The 17,338-nt window shown below is 61.2% G+C and carries 19 protein-coding genes; 9 read left to right on the forward strand and 10 right to left on the reverse strand.

Translation table 11 applies throughout. The features are described 5' to 3' along the window. The first annotated feature begins 40 nt into the window (after positions 1–40). Positions 41–529 (forward strand): lipopolysaccharide assembly LapA domain-containing protein, encoded by a 489-nt coding sequence (locus BSP239C_RS10465; RefSeq protein ID WP_101572563.1) that lies wholly within the window; start codon positions 41–43, stop codon positions 527–529. A gap of 3 nt (positions 530–532) precedes the next feature. Beyond that, a complete protein-coding gene (locus BSP239C_RS10470) occupies positions 533–1,177 on the forward strand; it encodes a 4'-phosphopantetheinyl transferase superfamily protein (protein WP_101572565.1) in 645 nt (214 codons plus the stop codon). 47 nt (positions 1,178–1,224) lie between these two features. Here BSP239C_RS10470 and BSP239C_RS10475 read toward each other — a convergent pair whose 3' ends face one another. Together BSP239C_RS10475 and BSP239C_RS10480 are read right to left on the reverse strand one after the other, a co-directional pair. After that, positions 1,225–1,632 carry a hypothetical protein gene (locus BSP239C_RS10475; protein WP_101572568.1) on the reverse strand — a complete coding sequence of 136 codons (408 nt, stop codon included), beginning with the start codon at positions 1,630–1,632 and terminating at the stop codon, positions 1,225–1,227. A gap of 34 nt (positions 1,633–1,666) precedes the next feature. Further along, on the reverse strand, positions 1,667–3,094 hold the full coding sequence (locus BSP239C_RS10480; RefSeq protein ID WP_101572570.1) for a PLP-dependent aminotransferase family protein: 1,428 nt from the start codon (positions 3,092–3,094) through the stop codon (positions 1,667–1,669). 168 nt (positions 3,095–3,262) lie between these two features. Here BSP239C_RS10480 and pdxS point away from each other — a divergent pair, with 168 nt between their 5' ends. The 3 genes from pdxS to BSP239C_RS10495 are packed head-to-tail and all read left to right on the forward strand — an operon-like array spanning position 3,263 to position 6,316. Then, positions 3,263–4,144 carry a pyridoxal 5'-phosphate synthase lyase subunit PdxS gene (gene pdxS, locus BSP239C_RS10485; RefSeq protein ID WP_101572572.1) on the forward strand — a complete coding sequence of 294 codons (882 nt, stop codon included), beginning with the start codon at positions 3,263–3,265 and terminating at the stop codon, positions 4,142–4,144. Then, positions 4,141–4,722, forward strand: a complete 582-nt coding sequence (gene pdxT / locus BSP239C_RS10490) for a pyridoxal 5'-phosphate synthase glutaminase subunit PdxT (protein ID WP_101572575.1) — start codon at positions 4,141–4,143, stop codon at positions 4,720–4,722. The genes pdxS and pdxT overlap by 4 nt, the downstream gene beginning before the upstream one ends. A 10-nt stretch (positions 4,723–4,732) precedes the next feature. Next, positions 4,733–6,316, forward strand: a complete 1,584-nt coding sequence (locus BSP239C_RS10495) for a helicase HerA-like domain-containing protein (RefSeq protein ID WP_101572577.1) — start codon at positions 4,733–4,735, stop codon at positions 6,314–6,316. On the opposite strand, the gene BSP239C_RS10500 is transcribed toward BSP239C_RS10495, so the two are convergent. The 6 genes from BSP239C_RS10500 to BSP239C_RS10525 form a co-directional block, all read right to left on the reverse strand. Continuing rightward, the gene (locus BSP239C_RS10500; RefSeq protein ID WP_180958980.1) at positions 6,313–7,296 is read right to left on the reverse strand and encodes a diacylglycerol kinase family protein; all 984 of its coding nucleotides are present in this window, start codon (positions 7,294–7,296) and stop codon (positions 6,313–6,315) included. The two genes, BSP239C_RS10495 and BSP239C_RS10500, sit on opposite strands and share 4 nt — an antisense overlap. A 7-nt stretch (positions 7,297–7,303) precedes the next feature. Beyond that, on the reverse strand, positions 7,304–8,386 hold the full coding sequence (locus BSP239C_RS10505; RefSeq protein ID WP_101572581.1) for a winged helix DNA-binding domain-containing protein: 1,083 nt from the start codon (positions 8,384–8,386) through the stop codon (positions 7,304–7,306). Positions 8,387–8,440: 54 nt separating this feature from the next. Then, positions 8,441–9,748: a carboxylesterase family protein gene (locus BSP239C_RS10510; RefSeq protein WP_257930168.1), complete on the reverse strand. Its 1,308-nt coding sequence runs from the start codon at positions 9,746–9,748 to the stop codon at positions 8,441–8,443. 10 nt (positions 9,749–9,758) lie between these two features. Further along, a complete protein-coding gene (locus BSP239C_RS10515) occupies positions 9,759–10,268 on the reverse strand; it encodes a phosphoribosyltransferase (RefSeq protein WP_101572585.1) in 510 nt (169 codons plus the stop codon). Positions 10,269–10,327: 59 nt separating this feature from the next. Next, complete coding sequence (locus BSP239C_RS10520; RefSeq protein ID WP_101572587.1) at positions 10,328–10,801, reverse strand: DUF2087 domain-containing protein; 474 nt, start codon at positions 10,799–10,801, stop codon at positions 10,328–10,330. Between the two features lie 188 nt (positions 10,802–10,989). Further along, complete coding sequence (locus tag BSP239C_RS10525; protein ID WP_257930169.1) at positions 10,990–11,370, reverse strand: YchJ family protein; 381 nt, start codon at positions 11,368–11,370, stop codon at positions 10,990–10,992. A 55-nt stretch (positions 11,371–11,425) separates the two neighbouring features. Here BSP239C_RS10525 and BSP239C_RS10530 point away from each other — a divergent pair, with 55 nt between their 5' ends. The 3 genes from BSP239C_RS10530 to BSP239C_RS20710 all read left to right on the forward strand — a co-directional run bounded on the left by BSP239C_RS10530 (position 11,426) and on the right by BSP239C_RS20710 (position 13,637). Next, positions 11,426–12,004, forward strand: a complete 579-nt coding sequence (locus tag BSP239C_RS10530; RefSeq protein ID WP_101572591.1) for an HhH-GPD-type base excision DNA repair protein — start codon at positions 11,426–11,428, stop codon at positions 12,002–12,004. 134 nt (positions 12,005–12,138) lie between these two features. Further along, positions 12,139–12,780 (forward strand): hypothetical protein, encoded by a 642-nt coding sequence (locus BSP239C_RS20455; RefSeq protein ID WP_145997433.1) that lies wholly within the window; start codon positions 12,139–12,141, stop codon positions 12,778–12,780. 461 nt (positions 12,781–13,241) lie between these two features. After that, complete coding sequence (locus tag BSP239C_RS20710) at positions 13,242–13,637, forward strand: hypothetical protein (RefSeq protein ID WP_101572593.1); 396 nt, start codon at positions 13,242–13,244, stop codon at positions 13,635–13,637. Positions 13,638–13,677: 40 nt separating this feature from the next. Here the strand turns inward: BSP239C_RS20710 and BSP239C_RS10545 are convergent, their stop codons facing one another. Beyond that, a complete protein-coding gene (locus BSP239C_RS10545; protein ID WP_257930170.1) occupies positions 13,678–15,177 on the reverse strand; it encodes a DHA2 family efflux MFS transporter permease subunit in 1,500 nt (499 codons plus the stop codon). Between the two features lie 78 nt (positions 15,178–15,255). Between BSP239C_RS10545 and BSP239C_RS10550 the strand changes: the two genes are divergently transcribed. Then, the gene (locus tag BSP239C_RS10550; protein ID WP_101572617.1) at positions 15,256–16,494 is read left to right on the forward strand and encodes an NAD(P)-binding domain-containing protein; all 1,239 of its coding nucleotides are present in this window, start codon (positions 15,256–15,258) and stop codon (positions 16,492–16,494) included. Here BSP239C_RS10550 and BSP239C_RS10555 read toward each other — a convergent pair. Continuing rightward, a complete protein-coding gene (locus BSP239C_RS10555; protein WP_226831073.1) occupies positions 16,464–16,955 on the reverse strand; it encodes a hypothetical protein in 492 nt (163 codons plus the stop codon). The two genes, BSP239C_RS10550 and BSP239C_RS10555, sit on opposite strands and share 31 nt — an antisense overlap. Positions 16,956–17,338 lie beyond the last annotated feature (383 nt).

Raw genomic sequence — 17,338 nt, forward strand, 5'->3', positions numbered from 1 at the left:
ACACATCACTCATGCGCCCATCTGCGACTATGATGGGCGCATGAGTACTCAAGACCCACGTGGCGAATCCCAAACGCCCGAAGAGCTGCTGGCCGAGACGCAGTCCGTGCTTGGCAACGAGGATCCGGAGACGCGAAACACCGGCGAGGTCGCACCAACTCAGCAGGTTGATCCGACACAGCGAATCGAACCGGCGCAGCAGAGCGATCCGGCCCAGCGTCAGGAACCGACTCCGGCAGGTAAGAACGCCGATCTTGCACAGCTCAAAGGCGGTTCGGGCATGTCCGCAGGGATGTGGGTCTCCCTCATCCTCGGAGCCGTCATCGTCGTGCTCCTGCTCATCTTCATTCTGCAGAACAATGTGCCCGCCGACTTCCAGTACTTCGGCTGGCAGTTCCAGCTGCCCTTGGGCGTTGCCATGCTCTTCGCCGCAATAGGCGGCATCTTCATCGCCGGCATCATCGGATCCGTGCGCATCTTCGTGCTCAACCGCAAACTGAAGAAGATCTCAAAGGCTCTGGGCCGCTGATACATGCAGTCTCACCCCGGCTTCACACCTCTGCCCACCCAGCTCGATTCCACCATCGTCCTCGCCGATACTGAGGCGGAGGCAGAATGGGCGCGCATCGATCTCTCCTCGCTGACGAAGCAGGAGATGAACTACGCGACGGAATTCGAACCCGATGCTGCGGCCACCTGGGCTGCTGGTCGGGTCATCCTGCGTCACGTCCTCGGCACACACCTGAACTGTGATCCGGCCGAGATCGAAATCCGTCTCGATTCGGCCGGCAAACCGCGAGTCGAGGAATGCGAGTTCTCCGTCACCCGAGCCAGACGATTGGTCCTCGTAGCTGTCGCCGACGATCCCATCGGGGTCGACCTCGAAGCTGTGCCTGAACACGCTGTGGCCGCCGAGGCTATGGCATTGCTGCACCCGAAGGAGCAAGCCGAACTCGAGCAGGTCGCCACCTCTGATCTGGCCACAGATTTCGTGCGTGTGTGGGCCCGGAAGGAAGCCTTCCTCAAAGCACTGAGCACGGGTCTGGCACGCGACCCCGGCATGGACTACATCGGAGCGGCCGCCTCACCAGCCTCCCCGCACCCGGACATCGAAATCTTCGATCTGGAGTCGGGACTGCCCGAGGGCTATCACGCCGCCATCGCGTTCAACCGGTGAGAATCAGTCCCGGTCAAGGACTCAATGTGTTCAGTCGCCAGGTGTGTTCAGTCGCTCGATGCTGAAGACTCGTCAGAACTCTCGTCCTCACCGAAGTCGGGACCATTTGCCCCGGTAGTGAATACGATGGCGATGGCCAGCGAGCCGAGCCCGATGAATCCGAACCAGATGAAGCCTGCCGCGGGGTTGTCGATGAGGGCAAAGATCACCGCGATGATGGTTGAGACCACCCAGAGCGAGTCGAAGATCGCCAAGTACTTCACGTAGCTCTTCTCGCCTCTGCGGGCGCCATAGGAGATCTCCGTGGCGCCGCTGAGGAAGAGCAGCACTGCAGCGGCGATCACCAGCCACCGCGGCGAATCGAAGAAGCCTTCGAACGCGGGCAGAAACGCGATGATGGCAAACGCCACCAGGAATTTGAAGACGCCATCGGCGACGAACCCGAATTTCATCATGCTCCGATCCTACTCAACTGCCCCTGCCGGATCGTCACTGGTCGGCCTCGTCCAGCAGCGACTGCACCGTCTCCAGGGCCTGATGGAGCACGGCGCCTTCAACATTCGAGTGGGCGATGACAATACCGTGTCTGACGTCGGTCTCGGCACTCCAGCCGGCAGCCAGCGAGGCCACCAGGATCCCTCGCTCTGCCAAGTCGCTGCGCAGTTGTGCAGCGGTGGCCGCCGTAGTTTCAATAACGAGGGTTCGACCTTCGTGGACGAGGCCAGGGATCGGTCCGATCTGAGCCAGGACCGCCTCGGCGGCTCTGAGCCTGCGCCGACCACGCGAGATGCGCCGCCGCAATCCTCCCGAACTGAGATAGGACGCAATCGCTGTCTGCATGACCGGTGAGAAGGCCGGGCCCAGAGCGGTACGCATACTGCTCAATCGGTGCCCGAGGTCCCCATGGGCGATGACGTACCCGGTGGACACGGCCGAGGTCAGCAAAGTCGAGAAGGTACCTAGGTGGACCACCTGGGCCGAAGCGTCCGTGGACTCCGCGAGATCGTAGAGGGTGGGCACCACGGTATGTGTGTAGCGGGCTTCACTATCGTAGTCGTCTTCGATGATGATGACGCCGGTCGACTGTGCCCATGCCAGAAGTCTGACCCGCCGGTCGATGGGCATGGTGGTTCCGTGCGGGAACTGGTGATTGGGGGTGACAACGACCGCGCCCAGACCATCAGGGGTGCCATCGGGTAAGTGTGTCGTGTCGATGGCCTGGAGAACGCGGTCGGACATGGCCTGACGCAGACCCGGAAATCCAGGGTTCTCGACACCGATCGCACCCTCGACACCCGTTGTGAAGAGCAGGCGCAGACCGTCACGGGACCCGCTGGTGAGGATGATGTCATCCGGGTCCACGCTCATCCCCCGCGTCAGGCGCAAGTGATCGGCGATCGCCCATCTGGTCTGCGGCTGGCCCAGCGGATCGATCGGGCCAGGATCGATGTCGAGCGAATCACGCCACGCTCTGCGGAATGCGGGCTCCTGCAGTGGGTTGTCGCCGCCGAAGCCCGGACGCAGGTCGACGAAGCTGCGCAGCCTACGTCGCGGGACCTGAGCTGGACGCATCCGTGGGTTCCGTGTGCGCGGCGTGCTCGGCAGCTCCGGGTTCACTCGTGTCGCGGAGCGTTCCGCCGTGATGAGGAACCCTTCGACGACAAGCTGGGCGTACGCGGTTTCCACGGTCCCACGGGAGACTTCGAGGTAGGCGGCCAGACGCCTGCTGGCGGGGACGGGTTCGCCGGGACGAATCGCTCCGGCGGCGATGAGCCGCCTGATCTCGGCCACCAGCTGGTCCGGCAGCGGTGTCGACGCGCCCCGGTCGATATCGATGGGCAGCGCAATCCCATCGGCTCGAGGCAGGAGCGTTTCCGACTGGAGGGCGGGGGGACGCGTCGGCTGAACTGGAAGCATGCTCTGATCATACTGGCCTAAAACTTTTCATGTTTTCTGGCACTCCTGTTGAGCCACGGATGGATCTACTCTTGTGGTGAACGGCCGTTCTCACCGATCAATTCGCCCGGCCCATCGGGCACGCCACGCTCGCTCACATCGAGCTCACCACGAACGGAATGCACGACAATGACACAGACACAGACCTTGCTCAACACCGGCCTGGCCCAGATGCTCAAGGGCGGCGTCATCATGGACGTCGTCAACGAAGAGCAGGCGCGCATCGCAGAGGCGGCCGGAGCCTCGGCGGTCATGGCACTCGAACGCGTGCCCGCCGACATCCGCGCTCAGGGTGGAGTGGCCCGGATGAGCGACCCCGACCTCATCGACGGCATCACCGCTGCCGTGTCGATCCCGGTGATGGCCAAAGCCCGAATCGGCCATTTCGTCGAGGCTCAGATCCTCGAGACACTCGGTGTGGACTACATCGACGAATCCGAGGTCCTCTCCCCCGCTGACTTCGTCAATCACATCGACAAGTCCGTGTTCAAGGTTCCTTTCGTCTGCGGTGCGACCAACCTCGGCGAGGCTCTGCGTCGCATCACGGAGGGTGCCTCGATGATCCGTTCGAAGGGTGAAGCAGGCACCGGTGACGTCTCCGAGGCGATGCGCCACCTGCGGACCATCAACTCCGAAATCAGGGCTCTGGGTGCAAAGAGCGAGGACGAGCTCTACGTCGCGGCCAAAGAGCACTCGGCCCCGTATCACCTGATCAAGCAGGTCGCCGGCCTGGGCCGACTGCCCGTCGTGACCTTCGTCGCCGGTGGCATCGCCACCCCGGCGGATGCGGCGATGATGATGCAGCTGGGCGCCGATGGTGTCTTCGTCGGCTCCGGCATCTTCAAATCCGGCAACCCCGAGGCTCGTGCCAAGGCCATCGTCGAGGCGACCACTCACTTCGATGATCCGATCGCCGTGGCGAAGGCTTCCCGCGGGCTCGCCGATGCGATGGTCGGCATCAACGTCGCAGATGTTCCCGCACCCCACCGACTGGCAGAGCGCGGCTGGTGAGAGTCGGCGTCCTCAGCCTCCAGGGAGCCTTCAGGGAACACCTCGGTGTCCTGGGTTCCCTGGGTGTCGATGCCTGCAAGGTGACACGGCCAGAGCACCTTGATGGCATCGACTCGATCATCCTTCCCGGAGGCGAGTCATCGGCCATGGTGCGCATCGCTGCCACCACCGGGCTCTTTCCTGCACTCGGTGAGAGAATCGGTGCTGGTCTGCCGGTCTTCGGAACCTGTGCGGGGCTCATTCTTCTGGCCGATCGGCTCACGGATGAATCGCTGGACGGCTTCGACCGCCTCGGTGGTCTTGATGTCACGGTTGCCCGCAATGCCTATGGCCGGCAACGGGATTCGTTCAGTGCACCTGTGCAGGTCACCGGGCTCGACAGCGAATTCGACGCGACATTCATCCGGGCTCCGCGGATCGTGGACTTGGGTGCTCGTGTCGAAGTGCTCGCCTCATTCGCCGAGCTGCCGGTGCTGGTGCGCCAGGGAAATATCTGGGGCGGCAGTTTCCACCCTGAACTCGGGGCCGATACGAGGATCCACGAAGAATTCCTGCACAGCCTCGGTGCGGCCGTGTAAAGATTGAACCATGACGAATGAGACGCTGCACACACTCAAGTCCGGATACACCTTCGACGGTCCGACCCTGCAATTGGGGGTGGCACTGAACGAGGATGTGCCCGACAAGGACACACCCATTTCTATTCCCCTGTCGATGCTCAATCGGCACGGGCTTGTGGCCGGCGCCACCGGCACAGGCAAGACCGTGACCTTGCAGGTCCTGGCCGAGCAGCTCTCCCGCGCCGGTGTTCCCGTGTTCGCCTCCGACATCAAGGGCGACCTATCTGGAGTCGGTGCGGCAGGAAAGGCTTCCGACAAGCTGAGCAAACGACTCGAGGCCGCGGGCCAGGAGTGGAATGCCTCGGCGAATCCTACTGAATTCTACACGTTGGGCGATTCGGGGCTGGGGACCCCGCTGCGCGCCACTGTCACCTCGTTCGGACCGATTCTGCTCTCGAAGGTTCTCGAACTCAACGACACGCAGGAGTCGGTGCTGTCGCTGGTCTTCCACTATGCCGACACTGCTGGTCTCGCACTCCTCGATCTCTCCGATCTGCGCGCGGTCCTGAACTTCCTCACCTCGGATGAGGGCAAGGCGGATCTCGAAGACATCGGTGGGGCGTCGAAGGCCACCGTCGGGGTCATTCTGCGAAAGATCTCCGAGCTCTCTGCGCAGGGCGGCGATGTGTTCTTCGGCGAACCCGAGTTCGACACCGCAGATCTTCTGCGCCTTGACGACAATGGCGCCGGCATCATCTCGGTCCTCGAGCTGCAGAAACTCAATCAGTCTCCCGCTCTGTTCTCCACCTTTCTGATGTGGCTTCTGGCCGACTTGTTCCAGGATCTGCCGGAGGTCGGTGATGCCGACAAACCCTCACTCGTGTTCTTCTTCGACGAGGCCCACCTGCTCTTCGCCGACGGGTCGAAGGCCTTCCTGCAGTCCGTGACGCAGACCGTGCGCCTCATCCGTTCCAAGGGTGTTGGCATCTTCTTTGTCACGCAGACTCCGAAGGACGTGCCCGAAGATGTGCTCGCCCAACTGGGTTCGCGCATTCAGCACCAGTTGCGTGCGCATACTCCCAATGATGCCAAGGCGCTGAAGTCGACGGTGCAGACGTTCCCCAAGTCTGACTACGATCTTGAAGAGCTGCTTACTTCGCTGGGTATCGGCGAGGCTGTCGTGACGGTCATGGACCCCGAGGGTGCGCCCACTCCTGTAGCCCCAACGAGGATGCGTGCGCCCGAGTCGCAGATGGGGCCGATGTCCGAGGACGAGATCAAGTCGGCAGTGGCGGCATCCCCGCAACAGGAGAAGTACGGCACTGCCATCGACAACGAGTCTGCTCGCGAGATCCTCACGAAGCGTCTGGAGTCAGGCTCCGAGGCTCATGAGCAGGAGCAGGCGGCTGCGGACAAGGTTGCGTTCCCGGAAGATGCGACGCAGAGTTCGCGTTCTGGTTCGGGCTCGCGGTCAGGTTCCGGTGCGAAGCAGAAGGACGACGACAGCATGTTCTCCAAGGTCGTGAAGTCTTCGGCGTTCAAGCAGTTCTCTCGCACCGCGGTCCGAGAGATCACACGCGGAATCTTCGGCACCTCGCGTCGCCGGCGCTAGTTCGGCGTCAGGACCGTCAGAGAGGTCGTTCCCGCCCGCAAGTCCAGCCGACGGCAGTCACCGATGAGGTCGCCGTCGAGCTGGACCGGGGCCGGAGCGTCAAGGCTGATGCTGACTTGGTCTCCCCGCCAGTAGTGCATCGCGGGATGATGTGCCGGACGGCGGTTCACACAGTCCCAAGCGATCTGCGCCCATTCTCCGAGGCGGCCGCCGGGTTTCGTCGTGGTCAGCTCCACTGCGAGGAATTCTAATTCTTCTGCTCCCAGGTTTGCGTGCTCGAACACTGGGATCGGACCTGCGGGTCGTGCCGTCTTCGACGCCATCACCGACCACACTTCTGATCCCACCGTGCCGGCGTTCGGATTGCCGACGATCCGCGGATCAGCAATCTCCGGGGCGCCGATCTGAGTGTCGGTGATGCGCGCATTGATGAGTGGAGCGAACAGTGCTCGACTGGCGCCATAGGCATAGCCGAGGACTCCCAATCTCAGCGCTCTCGGCACATGTGGACGCCCGGACACTGCTCTTGCGTCTCCCCCGATTCCTGCCAACGACACAAAGTGCTCGCGTCGCAGACCAGCCGTGGTGGTGAAACAGTCTGCTTCGTTCACTGGTACTTCGCAGCGGGTCACTGTCTGGGAGTCAATATGCTCTTCGGCCAGCTGCATGGCATGTTGCGCCGATCGAATCCCAAGATGCTTTGACAAGACATTTGCGGTTCCGGTGGGAATGATGAGCACCGGCACTTTCGCTGCTGCCAACACCGGAGCACTCACGCGCAGAGTGCCATCGCCGCCGAGCACGACGATGAGATCGGCGCCCCAGTCCAGCAGTTGCGAAGCCTGCTTGTTGCCCGGCCACTGCCGCGTCGTTGTTGCACTGCAGTACGTGGTGCGAGCTCGAACTAGGAAATCGACGAGATAAGCATAGGCACGCATGGTGCGTGGGTGCTTCGGATTGGCGAGGATCCCCACTTTCATCGCTGCCTCAGTCGAAAGCGGGGTGGGTAGAAGCAACAGCCTCGGCGCGGTCAGTGTCGACAGCTCCATCGTCGAAGGGGTCGATGATCAGTCGTGGACCGGTCTTGCGTGGTGAACGCTTCCACGTTGCTTGGGCCTTGGTTTCGTCGATGAGGGTATTTTTGAACATGCCGTTGCCGCCGGGAACAACAATTCTCTCGTGTTCCGGGTCCAAGGTGGCGCTGCGATCTTTGTAGCCGAGGATGATCTCATCGAATCCGGGCAGCAACAGGAGTTTGTTCGCTCCCGACCTGCTCTCGTGCAGGCGGTCTTCCAGCTCGGGAGCTTGGTAGTGTTCACGGCCCTCGATGGTGTCTTCGACGATCTCGCCATCGGCGACGGCCGCGGCAATGGCAGTGCGCACCGGTGTCTTGGGCAGGCCCGTCCACCGTGCGGCGTCGTCGATCGTCACTGGTCCATGGCTGAGAACATAGCGTCGCATCCATTCATGCAGGGCCGCCTCGGTGTCGAGATCGACCGGGTTCGGGATCCAGTCGGCGCTCAGGACGTATTTCATATCGTCCTTGCCGTCGACCATCGGCCCCTGCGTGATGATATTGCGCAGCGCGAGGGTGGTGATGAGGTAGCGCTCGTGCCCATAGTCTTTGCCTGCCTGCAGCGGTTCGAAGGCGTTGAGCAGTTCTTGGCGGGTCAGAGGCCCACGATCACGGATTGCCTCTTCGGCCAGTAGTGCCGCGGCGTCGACCATTGCATCATCGATGCCGAAGAACTCACGCCGCTTCGCCACGGATTTCAAGGTCCGCTGCCCGGTCAGCTTGAGAATCCATCCGAGGTCCTCGGCCGCAGTCAGATGGATCGTGCCTCGCTGCGTCCATGTCCGAACGATGGCGCCGGAGTCCATCGCCGCACGGACAGCAGCAATCGAGGTACCTGTGCGCAACGCGATCGAGACCAGTGCACCTCCGAGCGCCTGAGCCTGGACGCACCCGAGGTGACGGACCACAGAGAGTGCCGTGACGGTTTCCGATCGCGGAGAATCGATGAGCCCTTGGGCGATTAGACGGGCGGCGGAGACTTGGTGTGAGTCCATGAGTTCACGATAGTCCAACGCACTGACGCAACATGCAGCCTGGCCGTAGGTGGATCAGCCGAGTATATCGATGAGTCCGGGGACTGGGACTCGAGGCAGGGCGCCGGAGGTGGCGAAGCGTCCCCAGATAGTGCGCAGTTCTGGGCCGGCGATCTGTGCCGTCTCCCCGTAGTCGAGGAAGCTGTCGTGCCAGACTTTGCCGGGGAACAGCAGGGGAAGGTCACCGGAATGCGCGGCGTCGAAGAAGCTGCCATCACCGCGGGAGACGATGAGGAGGCGTGTGCCTTGGCCGCCCGACATGCGGTGTCGGTCGTAGAATTCTTTGGCTGCACGAGTGTAGACCGCTGAGGTGATGCCTGAGATCAGTGATTCAAGCATGGGGGAAGTCAGGTGACGGTCGTGCAGCCGCCGGAAGGCTGGGACGAAACCGGCGAAGAAGGCGATCTCGCGTTCCGTGCGGGTCATGAGCACATCGTATTTGCGTGCGGCTTCCGACCAGGCGGCAGCGGTGTCGTATTTCGCCGGCAGCGGGTAGTCGCCGTAGTGGACCCCGAAACACATACCAGCGTGCAGGCCGCCGACCAAGGCCGACTTGTGCACTTCGTCCTGTGCGGCAAGTATCTGGTCGATGCTGGCATCGGGGTCGATCTTCGCTGCGACCTTCGCCATGGCCCAGTTCATCGCTTCGGTGCCACCGGCGAGTCCCAGTGGTGCCGATGCCAGGATCACGCGGTGGAAGAGGCCATCGGTCGCCTCGGCGATCATAAGGTGTGCGCAGGCGTCGGCACCGGCGCTCTGCCCTGCGATCGTCACATTGGTGGGGTCTCCCCCGAAGGCCGCGATGTTGTGTTGGACCCACCGCAGTGCAGAGATCTGATCAAGGAGGCCGAGATTGGAATGTTCGGGCTTACCCGTGCCCAAAAATCCCAGGACGCCGAGGCGATAGGTGACCGAGACGACGATGATGTTCTGTTCTTCGACGAGGGTGTGCGGATCGTAGATCTCCGCGTCGCCGGCGCCGGCGACGTAGGCACCGCCATGAATCCACACGAGCACAGGAAGTGCTGATTCGCCTTCGCCCGTGGTCGCCGGAGATGTCACGCTCACCCGCAGGCAGTCTTCGCTGGTGGGCAGGCCGCCGAGCTGGTCGAAGGTCATTCCAGCGTTCGGGTCCCGACGGTACTGCGGACTTCCGGGGCCGGGTTGCCTGCCGTCGATGTCGGCGACGGGCGGCTCATCGACGGGGTGAGCGAAACGCTGCGCGCGGGCATAGCGAATGCCCCGCGCGCGGATCACATCACCGTCGACATAGGCTCTGACCCGACCACACGGGGCATCAACATCCCGCCAGGCGTTCATCATCGACTCGTGCCTATTTGGAGGCGACGACCGGAGGCTCGGCCGACCATGGGAACACGATCCACTGATCCGTGCGCTTCCATACGAAGTCCGGGTCGATGATCGACGCTGACTTTGCGTAGATGACTGCGGACTGTGCTTCGGCACCGTGCTTCTTGAGCAGTTCAAGGACAAGCGCGAGCGTGCGGCCCGAGTCTGCGACATCGTCGACGACGAGCAGCTTCTTGCCTTTGATGGCTTCGATGTCGAGCATCGGGGCCAGGAGAATCGGGTCGGGCAGAGTCTCATGCACATCGGTGTAGAACTCGACGTTGATGGCGTCCGAGAGTTTAAGGCCGAGTGCGTAGGCCAGTGCACCGGCCGGCAGCAGGCCGCCACGGGCGATCGCGATGACGATTTCGGGGTCATAGTCGGAGTCGGCGATGGTCTGTGCCATCTCTCTGGCCGACGTGCCGAATGTGTCCCACGTGAGGATCTCTTTATCGTTGAGATCGGTCGAATCGGCGTGGTATGCCTGGCCCATAGATGCTCCTTGTGTTTGCCCGGTGTTGACCCGAGCTTCAAGGATACGCGGTCGCCGACTCAGTGCAGAAACGTCTCAAAGGCTGCCGTTTCCTGACCGAGGTTCCCGCTGCGTTTCGGCACCGGCGAGTTCACCCAGTACTGGCCGGTGTGCGCGTCGCGATCTAGGTACTTGTAATCGATGAGTTCCCGTCGCAGTCGTGCGAAATCCGGATGGAAAGCGCTGAGGAGAGTGTTGACGTCCTTCTCACAGTAGATCCGATCGGTCTCAAAAGCTGTGAGGACCTCCAACAGGACCACGACGAGGGCCTTACGCTTCGTAGGGATCGAGACCAGGTGCCCCTCGCGCATGAATGTCCTCAGCGTCTTGGCTCTGAAGGCTTCCGCTTGGGGATCTGCCAGGGAGGTTGTGCGGTGGTTATGGTCCGCGCTGGATCGGTCGTCCAGCAGTGCTGCGCGTGCCGTGGTGAAATTCTCTCCCGTTGTGCTCATGCGAGTGCGGACGAGGTGTTTGAAGTCTTTGTGCTTGGTCATGGCGTGTGATCCTCAGCAACCAAGTCTCCCCCAGCACGAAACCTGGTCAGGAGATCACCGTGACAGGTTCGTCCGAGGATTCTCTCCCCTTCGCCGAATAGTCAGTGAGCTGGGATCACGACCGTGGCTGGGCGGTGGATGCGCCGCTGCCAACAGTATAGACATAGTTCGTCGTTTGAGAAGGGCAGTCATTCAAGGGCATCCAGGTAAACCCAGCGGCCGGCACGACGGACGAATGCGGAGTTCTCCTCAAGGGTGTGCTCGCCGAGGTTGTCCCTGCATGTTGCCCGAAAATGCACCGTTCCCGTTTCATCAGTTTCAAGACCGTCTGTCGTGTCCATGATTTCCAACCCCAGCCACACGGTGTCCGAATCCAATCCGATGTCGCGCGGTCGGGTCTTGGCATGCCAGGTACGGAAGAGGTGATCTTCGTTGCCGCGGGCGAACGCGGTGTAGCGGGAGCGCATGAGCGCCTCAGCGGTCGTTGGCCAGGTCTCTGCGTCCAAGGCAGGACGGCAGCAGTTGTCATAGTCGGCGCCGGGCGGCATTCCGGAACAGGGGCAGATCATGACTCGATGGTATCTCTGAGGTGCTTGCGAACTGGATACATGCCACTATGGATCCATGAGTTCAGTATTCCTCTCCGGCGATGCCGAAGCCGATGCCCTCCTTGCCGATGACCCCTTTGCCCTGCTGATGGGCATGCTGCTTGACCAGCAGGTCCCGATGGAAGTCGCGTTCGCTGGGCCGGCGAAGCTTGCGCAGCGTCTGGGCAGACTCGATGTGGTCAAGATTGCTGAGATGAATCCCGATGAGTTTCTGGAGAAGTTCTCTATCAAGCCCGCAGTCCACCGTTTCCCGAAGTCCATGGCGACCCGAGTGCAGAAGCTGGCTGCAGAGATCGTCGACGAATATGACGGCGACACTGCCGCAATCTGGACCTCAGGTGATCCGACGGGCCCCGAAGTCCTCAAACGTCTGAAGAAGCTGCCAGGGTTCGGGGATCAGAAGGCGAAGATCTTCCTGGCCCTCCTCGGCAAACAGTTTGATTTCAAGGCTGATGGATGGCGTGAGGCCGCAGGTGACTACGGTGATGAGGACAGCCGTCGCTCGATCGCCGATGTGGTCAATGAGGACACCTTGTTAGAGGTCCGCGCATTCAAGAAGCAGCAGAAGGCCGCCGCGAAAGCAGCCAAGAAGTAGGTTCGCTCACTCACGAGCAAGTTATCCACAGATTCAACTGCGCCTGTTCTCAAAGTCACGGTTCTCGCATAATGTAGAGATTCCGGGCGCTCTCCATTCTTCTGCGTCGGAGTTCTCGACCACAGAGGCGTGGAATGAAAACTGGACTTGGCGAACGTATCTGTTTGCGCACGACGACAGCTATGACATTGGCCGCATTGCTCTCGCTGCCCCTGGCGCTGTCAGGATGCGAAGACCATTCCCCCGTTGCTGCACCAACTTCGACGTTGCCTGCCGAAGATTCGTCGAAAGCCTCCCCTGCCGCTGATCCGCAGCCGACAGTCCCCGCCTATGAGACTGATCTTGACCTCAGTGCCGAGGAGACGGAAGCCGTCGAGGGGGCGTTGGTTGCGTTTGAGGGATTCCTTACATCGATAAATAATGCCTACTCAGGCGACTTCGACAAGATCGACAATTTCCCAAAGTACGCCACGGGCGAGGCGCTTGATTCGATCAAAGCCGAAGCAAACTCTGTTCAAAATAAAGACGCAACTTTTGAGGGCGCAATCAATCCACTTTCTGTGGAAATATTCGAAGTAGCGGATCCTGCAGAGGCACAAGATCCACCAAACGTAGTAGTTCACTTCTGTGTAGATACGAATGATTGGGCATTAATCCAAGCCGGTGACCAAGGAGCTGGCAAGCCAGACGGACTTGTGACAATGGAGCACCGGATTGTGTTCGAGCGCGACAGCTGGCTAGTTGACAAGCAGTCGCTATGGGAGCGTAAGTGCTAAGACTTCGCTTGTCTGAAATCGCAATCGCAACTCTGACAATATCGTTGCTAGTTTTGTGTGTTGTTGCTCCGGCCATGGCGAGGCCCGGCTGCAGCATTGGTGACACCAGCAAATGCGATGCTATTAAACCGCCGCCCCCTCCCCCTGCACCAGGCGGCCCCGGCGGCGGAGGCGGTTCGGGAGGTTCTGGCGGTGGAAACGGCGGCGGCTCAGGTGGAGGAAACGGTGGCGGCGGGAACGGCAGTGGAGGTTCCGGCGGGGGCGGAGGCGACCTGCCGGATTGCGTCCTCGAGGAAGTCGGACATATCTGTGCCAGCCTGCCAGGCCCCGGCCCTGCCCCTGGTCCCGGCGGTGGCGGTGCTCCCGCGAGGCCCGAGCCGCCCACTAATATTCCCGAGTCGCAGTTCCAGACCTTTGACATTCCCGCCCCCACGATTCATGCCTGGCCCAAGGACTGGGCCGTGATCGGCAAACCTGCTGCTTTCTGGACAGACGCGGACACCAGCTATATCGATATGACCCTGTTGACGTACGCAGTCACGGTGAAGGTCACTCCGGAGAAGTACTACTGGAATTTCGGCGACGACACTGGCGGGACCACCTCAAAGCCTGGATCGAAGCCACGCCCAGGCGACGAGCCACAGATCGGACATGACTACCAGAAGACGGGCGCGAAGACTGTCGGCATGACTGCGACCTTCAGCGGGGAGTTTTCCGTGGACGGCGGGCCGTGGTTGCCCATCGACGGTTTCGCACACGTAGCAAGCAACGAGATCTCGATGGATGTTTACCGCTTCCACCGCTACTTAGTCGATGAGGACTGCTATATGAATCCGCAAGGACCCGACTGTACTTAGACCTCAGCCGGCATCAACTACGAGTCTTGGAGCAAGAAGGTCAGCCGAGCACCCGGGCTTTCGGTCTTTCGAAGAACAGCACTGCGACGAAACCGATCAGGATGAGTCCTGCTGGCAACCACAGCGACTGGCCCATCGCATGCGCAAACCCGGTGGCAATTGATTCCGGCATCCCTGATCCCCCGCCTTCCGGCGCCATAGCGGCCACAGCCTCCGCACCGGAGCCACCCGACGTCCCGCTGGCATCGCCGATGTTGGCCGCCAGACGAGACTCCATAGCCACAGCGATCGCAGCGCTGCCGAACACTGCACCAACCTGTCGCACGGTGTTGTACACACCCGAACCTGCACCGGCGTGATGAAGAGCAAGGTTACGGGTCGCCGTCGAACTGATCGGGGCCCACATGAAGCCGTTGGCCACACCTAGAAGCAGGATCGGCGGCATCAGCACCCAGGGCGAAGTGTCCGAGCCCAGAATCGAGCCGATCCAGAACAGTGCGATGGAGAAGGACCCCAGACCGATGCCGGCGAATACACGCGGGCTTCCCCGATCGACCATCTTGCCCACGAACGGTGCCAGCACCCCGGAGAGAATCGCCATCGGGGACACCAGCAACGCTGACTGAGTTGGCGAATACCCCAGCACAGTCTGAGCCCACAGCATCAGGGGGAACATCAAAGCGGTGATGCCGAAGCCCACCGTCAACATTGCGATGCTCGCCAAGGTGAAGTTGCGATCTTTGAATAACGATAGGGGAACGAGCACCTCGGCGTGTGTGTACTTCTGCCACAGCACGAATGCGATGAGGAAGAGCACTCCCCCGCCGATGACGAAGGGAACGGTGACAGGTCCGATCAGCGGGCCCCACTTGACGTCATGCGCCTGCTGAATGCCGTAGACCAAGAGGAACAGTCCACAGGCGGAAAGTACGACTCCCAGCCAGTCGAAGCTGTGGGCGTGCGTTTCCAAACGCGGCACAAGCCTCCACGCCAGGACGAAAGCAATGATTCCGACGGGAACGTTGACGAAGAAGATCCACTCCCACCCGAATCCATCAACGAGCAGTCCTCCGGCGATGGGTCCGACCAGTGTCGCGATACCGGCAACCGCACCCCACATTCCCATGGCGGGACCACGACGGTCTGAAGGGAACATCCGAGTGATCACGGCCATGGTCTGCGGCGTCATCGCTGCCGCGCCGAGCCCCTGCACAACGCGAGCCACGATCAGTGCACCCACGGTAGTTGTCAGTCCGCACCACAAGGAGCTGGCGGTGAAGATGATGAGCCCGACCATGTACACACGCTTCGGTCCGAATCTGTCGCCCAGTCGGCCCGTGATCAGCAAGGGCACGACGTATGCGAGCAGATACGCCGAGGTGACCCATACGACCGCGTTGATGTCCGCATTTAATGAGTCCATGATGTCCGGCATCGCCACAGTCACAATGGTCGAGTCGACGAGAATCATGAAAAAGCCGATGCATAACGCCCAGAGGGCACGCCACGGATTGGTCGAAGGATCTGCCTGATTGCTCACCGACCAATCTTTATCCCGATCCCCGCCGTCGTCAACTCCTTTGGCCCAAAGGCGCCGCGAACCTGAAACAATGGCATCATGGTGTGCCGAATTTCGGAGTTGCTGGTCGACTCTCATTGGCCGATCGTCATTATCGGCGCAGGGCAGGCCGGGCTCTCAGCCGCCCATTACCTTTGGCGCGACGGCCTGGTTCCAGGCAAAGACTTCATCGTCCTCGACGCTGGGGCCGGACCCGGTGGCGCCTGGCGTGAACGGTGGGATTCTCTGACGCTGGGGTCCACGAACCATGTGGCGGACCTGCCCGGGTTCCCGCTGGGCACACCCGATCCCTCAACACCTGCCTCGGCAGTGGTGTCCGACTATTACTACCGGTTCGAACGCGAGCTAGAACTCTGCGTCGTCCGCCCCGCCGAGGTAGTCACGGTGAAGTCGCCCACTCCTGGTGCCGGCCCTCTGCAGATCACAGCAGACATCGACGGTGAACGTGTTCAACTCTCTAGTCGATACCTGATCAATGCGACCGGAACCTGGACTCACCCTTATGTTCCTTTCGTACCCGGCATTGCCGAGTTCGAGGGCCGCCAACTGCACACCGCGAATTTTCGAGACGTCGAGGATTTCCGTGGTCTGAGGACCTTGGTCGTCGGCGGCGGCATCTCCGCGACACAGTTCCTACTGGAGCTGTCGGAAGTCACCGAGACGTTGTGGGCCACACGCCGGCCTCCAAATTTCACCTCGCGAGCCTTCGACGGCAATTGGGGCATCGAGGTCGAACGTGCCGTGCGCTCTCGGACCTTGGCCGGCCTTGCTCCCGCCAGTGTTGTGCGCACCACGGGCCTGCCTGTTCGTCAGGATTTTCGAGACGGCGTCGAATCCGGTGTTCTCGTCTCACGTGGAATGATCGATTCGATTCTGCCCCATGGGGTCCATTTCCCAGGCAGACCAACCCAAGCACAGACGACTTCGGAGGGCCTCGGGCCCTCGGCGAGCGACCACTTGGCGCTACCTGAGTCCTGGCAGCCCTTCGAACATGAGCGAGTCGAAGACGTCGATGTCATTTTCTGGAACACCGGGTTCCGGGCAGCTCTCAACCATTTGGCGCCCTTACGTCTGCGCACACCCGAGGGCGGAATCTCCATGGACACCGAAGTCTCGGTCAAGGATGATCGACGCATCTTCCTTGTCGGGTACGGTTCGGCGAGTTCAACAGTCGGTGCGACACGAGCGGGCCGGATCGCGGCCAGAGAGCTGCTCAAAAGGCGCAAGACAGAACACCCCACGCCCACCTATGAGGGGGCTGGTGGCTCCAGGACCTGATCGGCGAAACTGACACTCGGCAACATCTGTGCGAAGAGGTCGGCCACGGACTGGTTGTGTGCCACGGTGACCATCTCGACGCTGACCTTGTAGAGTCGGCCGTTATCGGAGATCCCGGCGATAGCTCCGTAGAGCACGGACTCAGTCTGATCGATGGCGCGGACTTCCTGGCGGGCAAGCAACCCGTGGACAGTCCAATAGCCGCCACCGGAGACTGTTCCGGATGTCTCCTCCAGAATGCTCGATCGCGATTCTCCGAAGGTCTGTTCCTGTGCCGTGTCGATGATGCTCTGTGCCGTCTCACCTTCGGCTCTATAGCAGTTGACGGTGATGATGGAACCATCGTCGCGAGTGTAGAGCTGGTAACTGTCGTAGGCGAGATCATCGTTCCACCGTCCATCCATCGCCATCTGCACCTTGATCGGGCATTCTGGCCCCAGATCGACCGTCACCTCAGTCATGCCAGATGGGATCACTGAAGTGTCAGGCTCTTGGTGTGGTTCTTCTTTCGAACCGTCATTGATGCCGACGCTGACCGGCCGCGAATCACCTTCAGCTGTGCTCACCCGCAGGGCTGAGCACCCGGAGAGGGACAGACCCAGCACCATCACACTTGCCAGGAGGAGACTCCGGTACATGGGCCTGCTTTCAAATGGTGAAGTGGCACTGCGTCGACAGAGCCACTCACATAGTACCGAGTGCATCCGACGACTGCTCCCTGTTGCCTCATTGCAATACCTCCGGGAACGAAACATCGTTGCCTCAAATGAAAACCTCCGGGAACATGGTGTCGTTGCCTCAAATAGGAACCTCCGGATAGCTCACCCGTTGTTCCAGGCTCGAT

This window comes from Brevibacterium sp. 239c (assembly GCF_900169365.1).
Classification (GTDB): Bacteria; Actinomycetota; Actinomycetes; order Actinomycetales; family Brevibacteriaceae; genus Brevibacterium.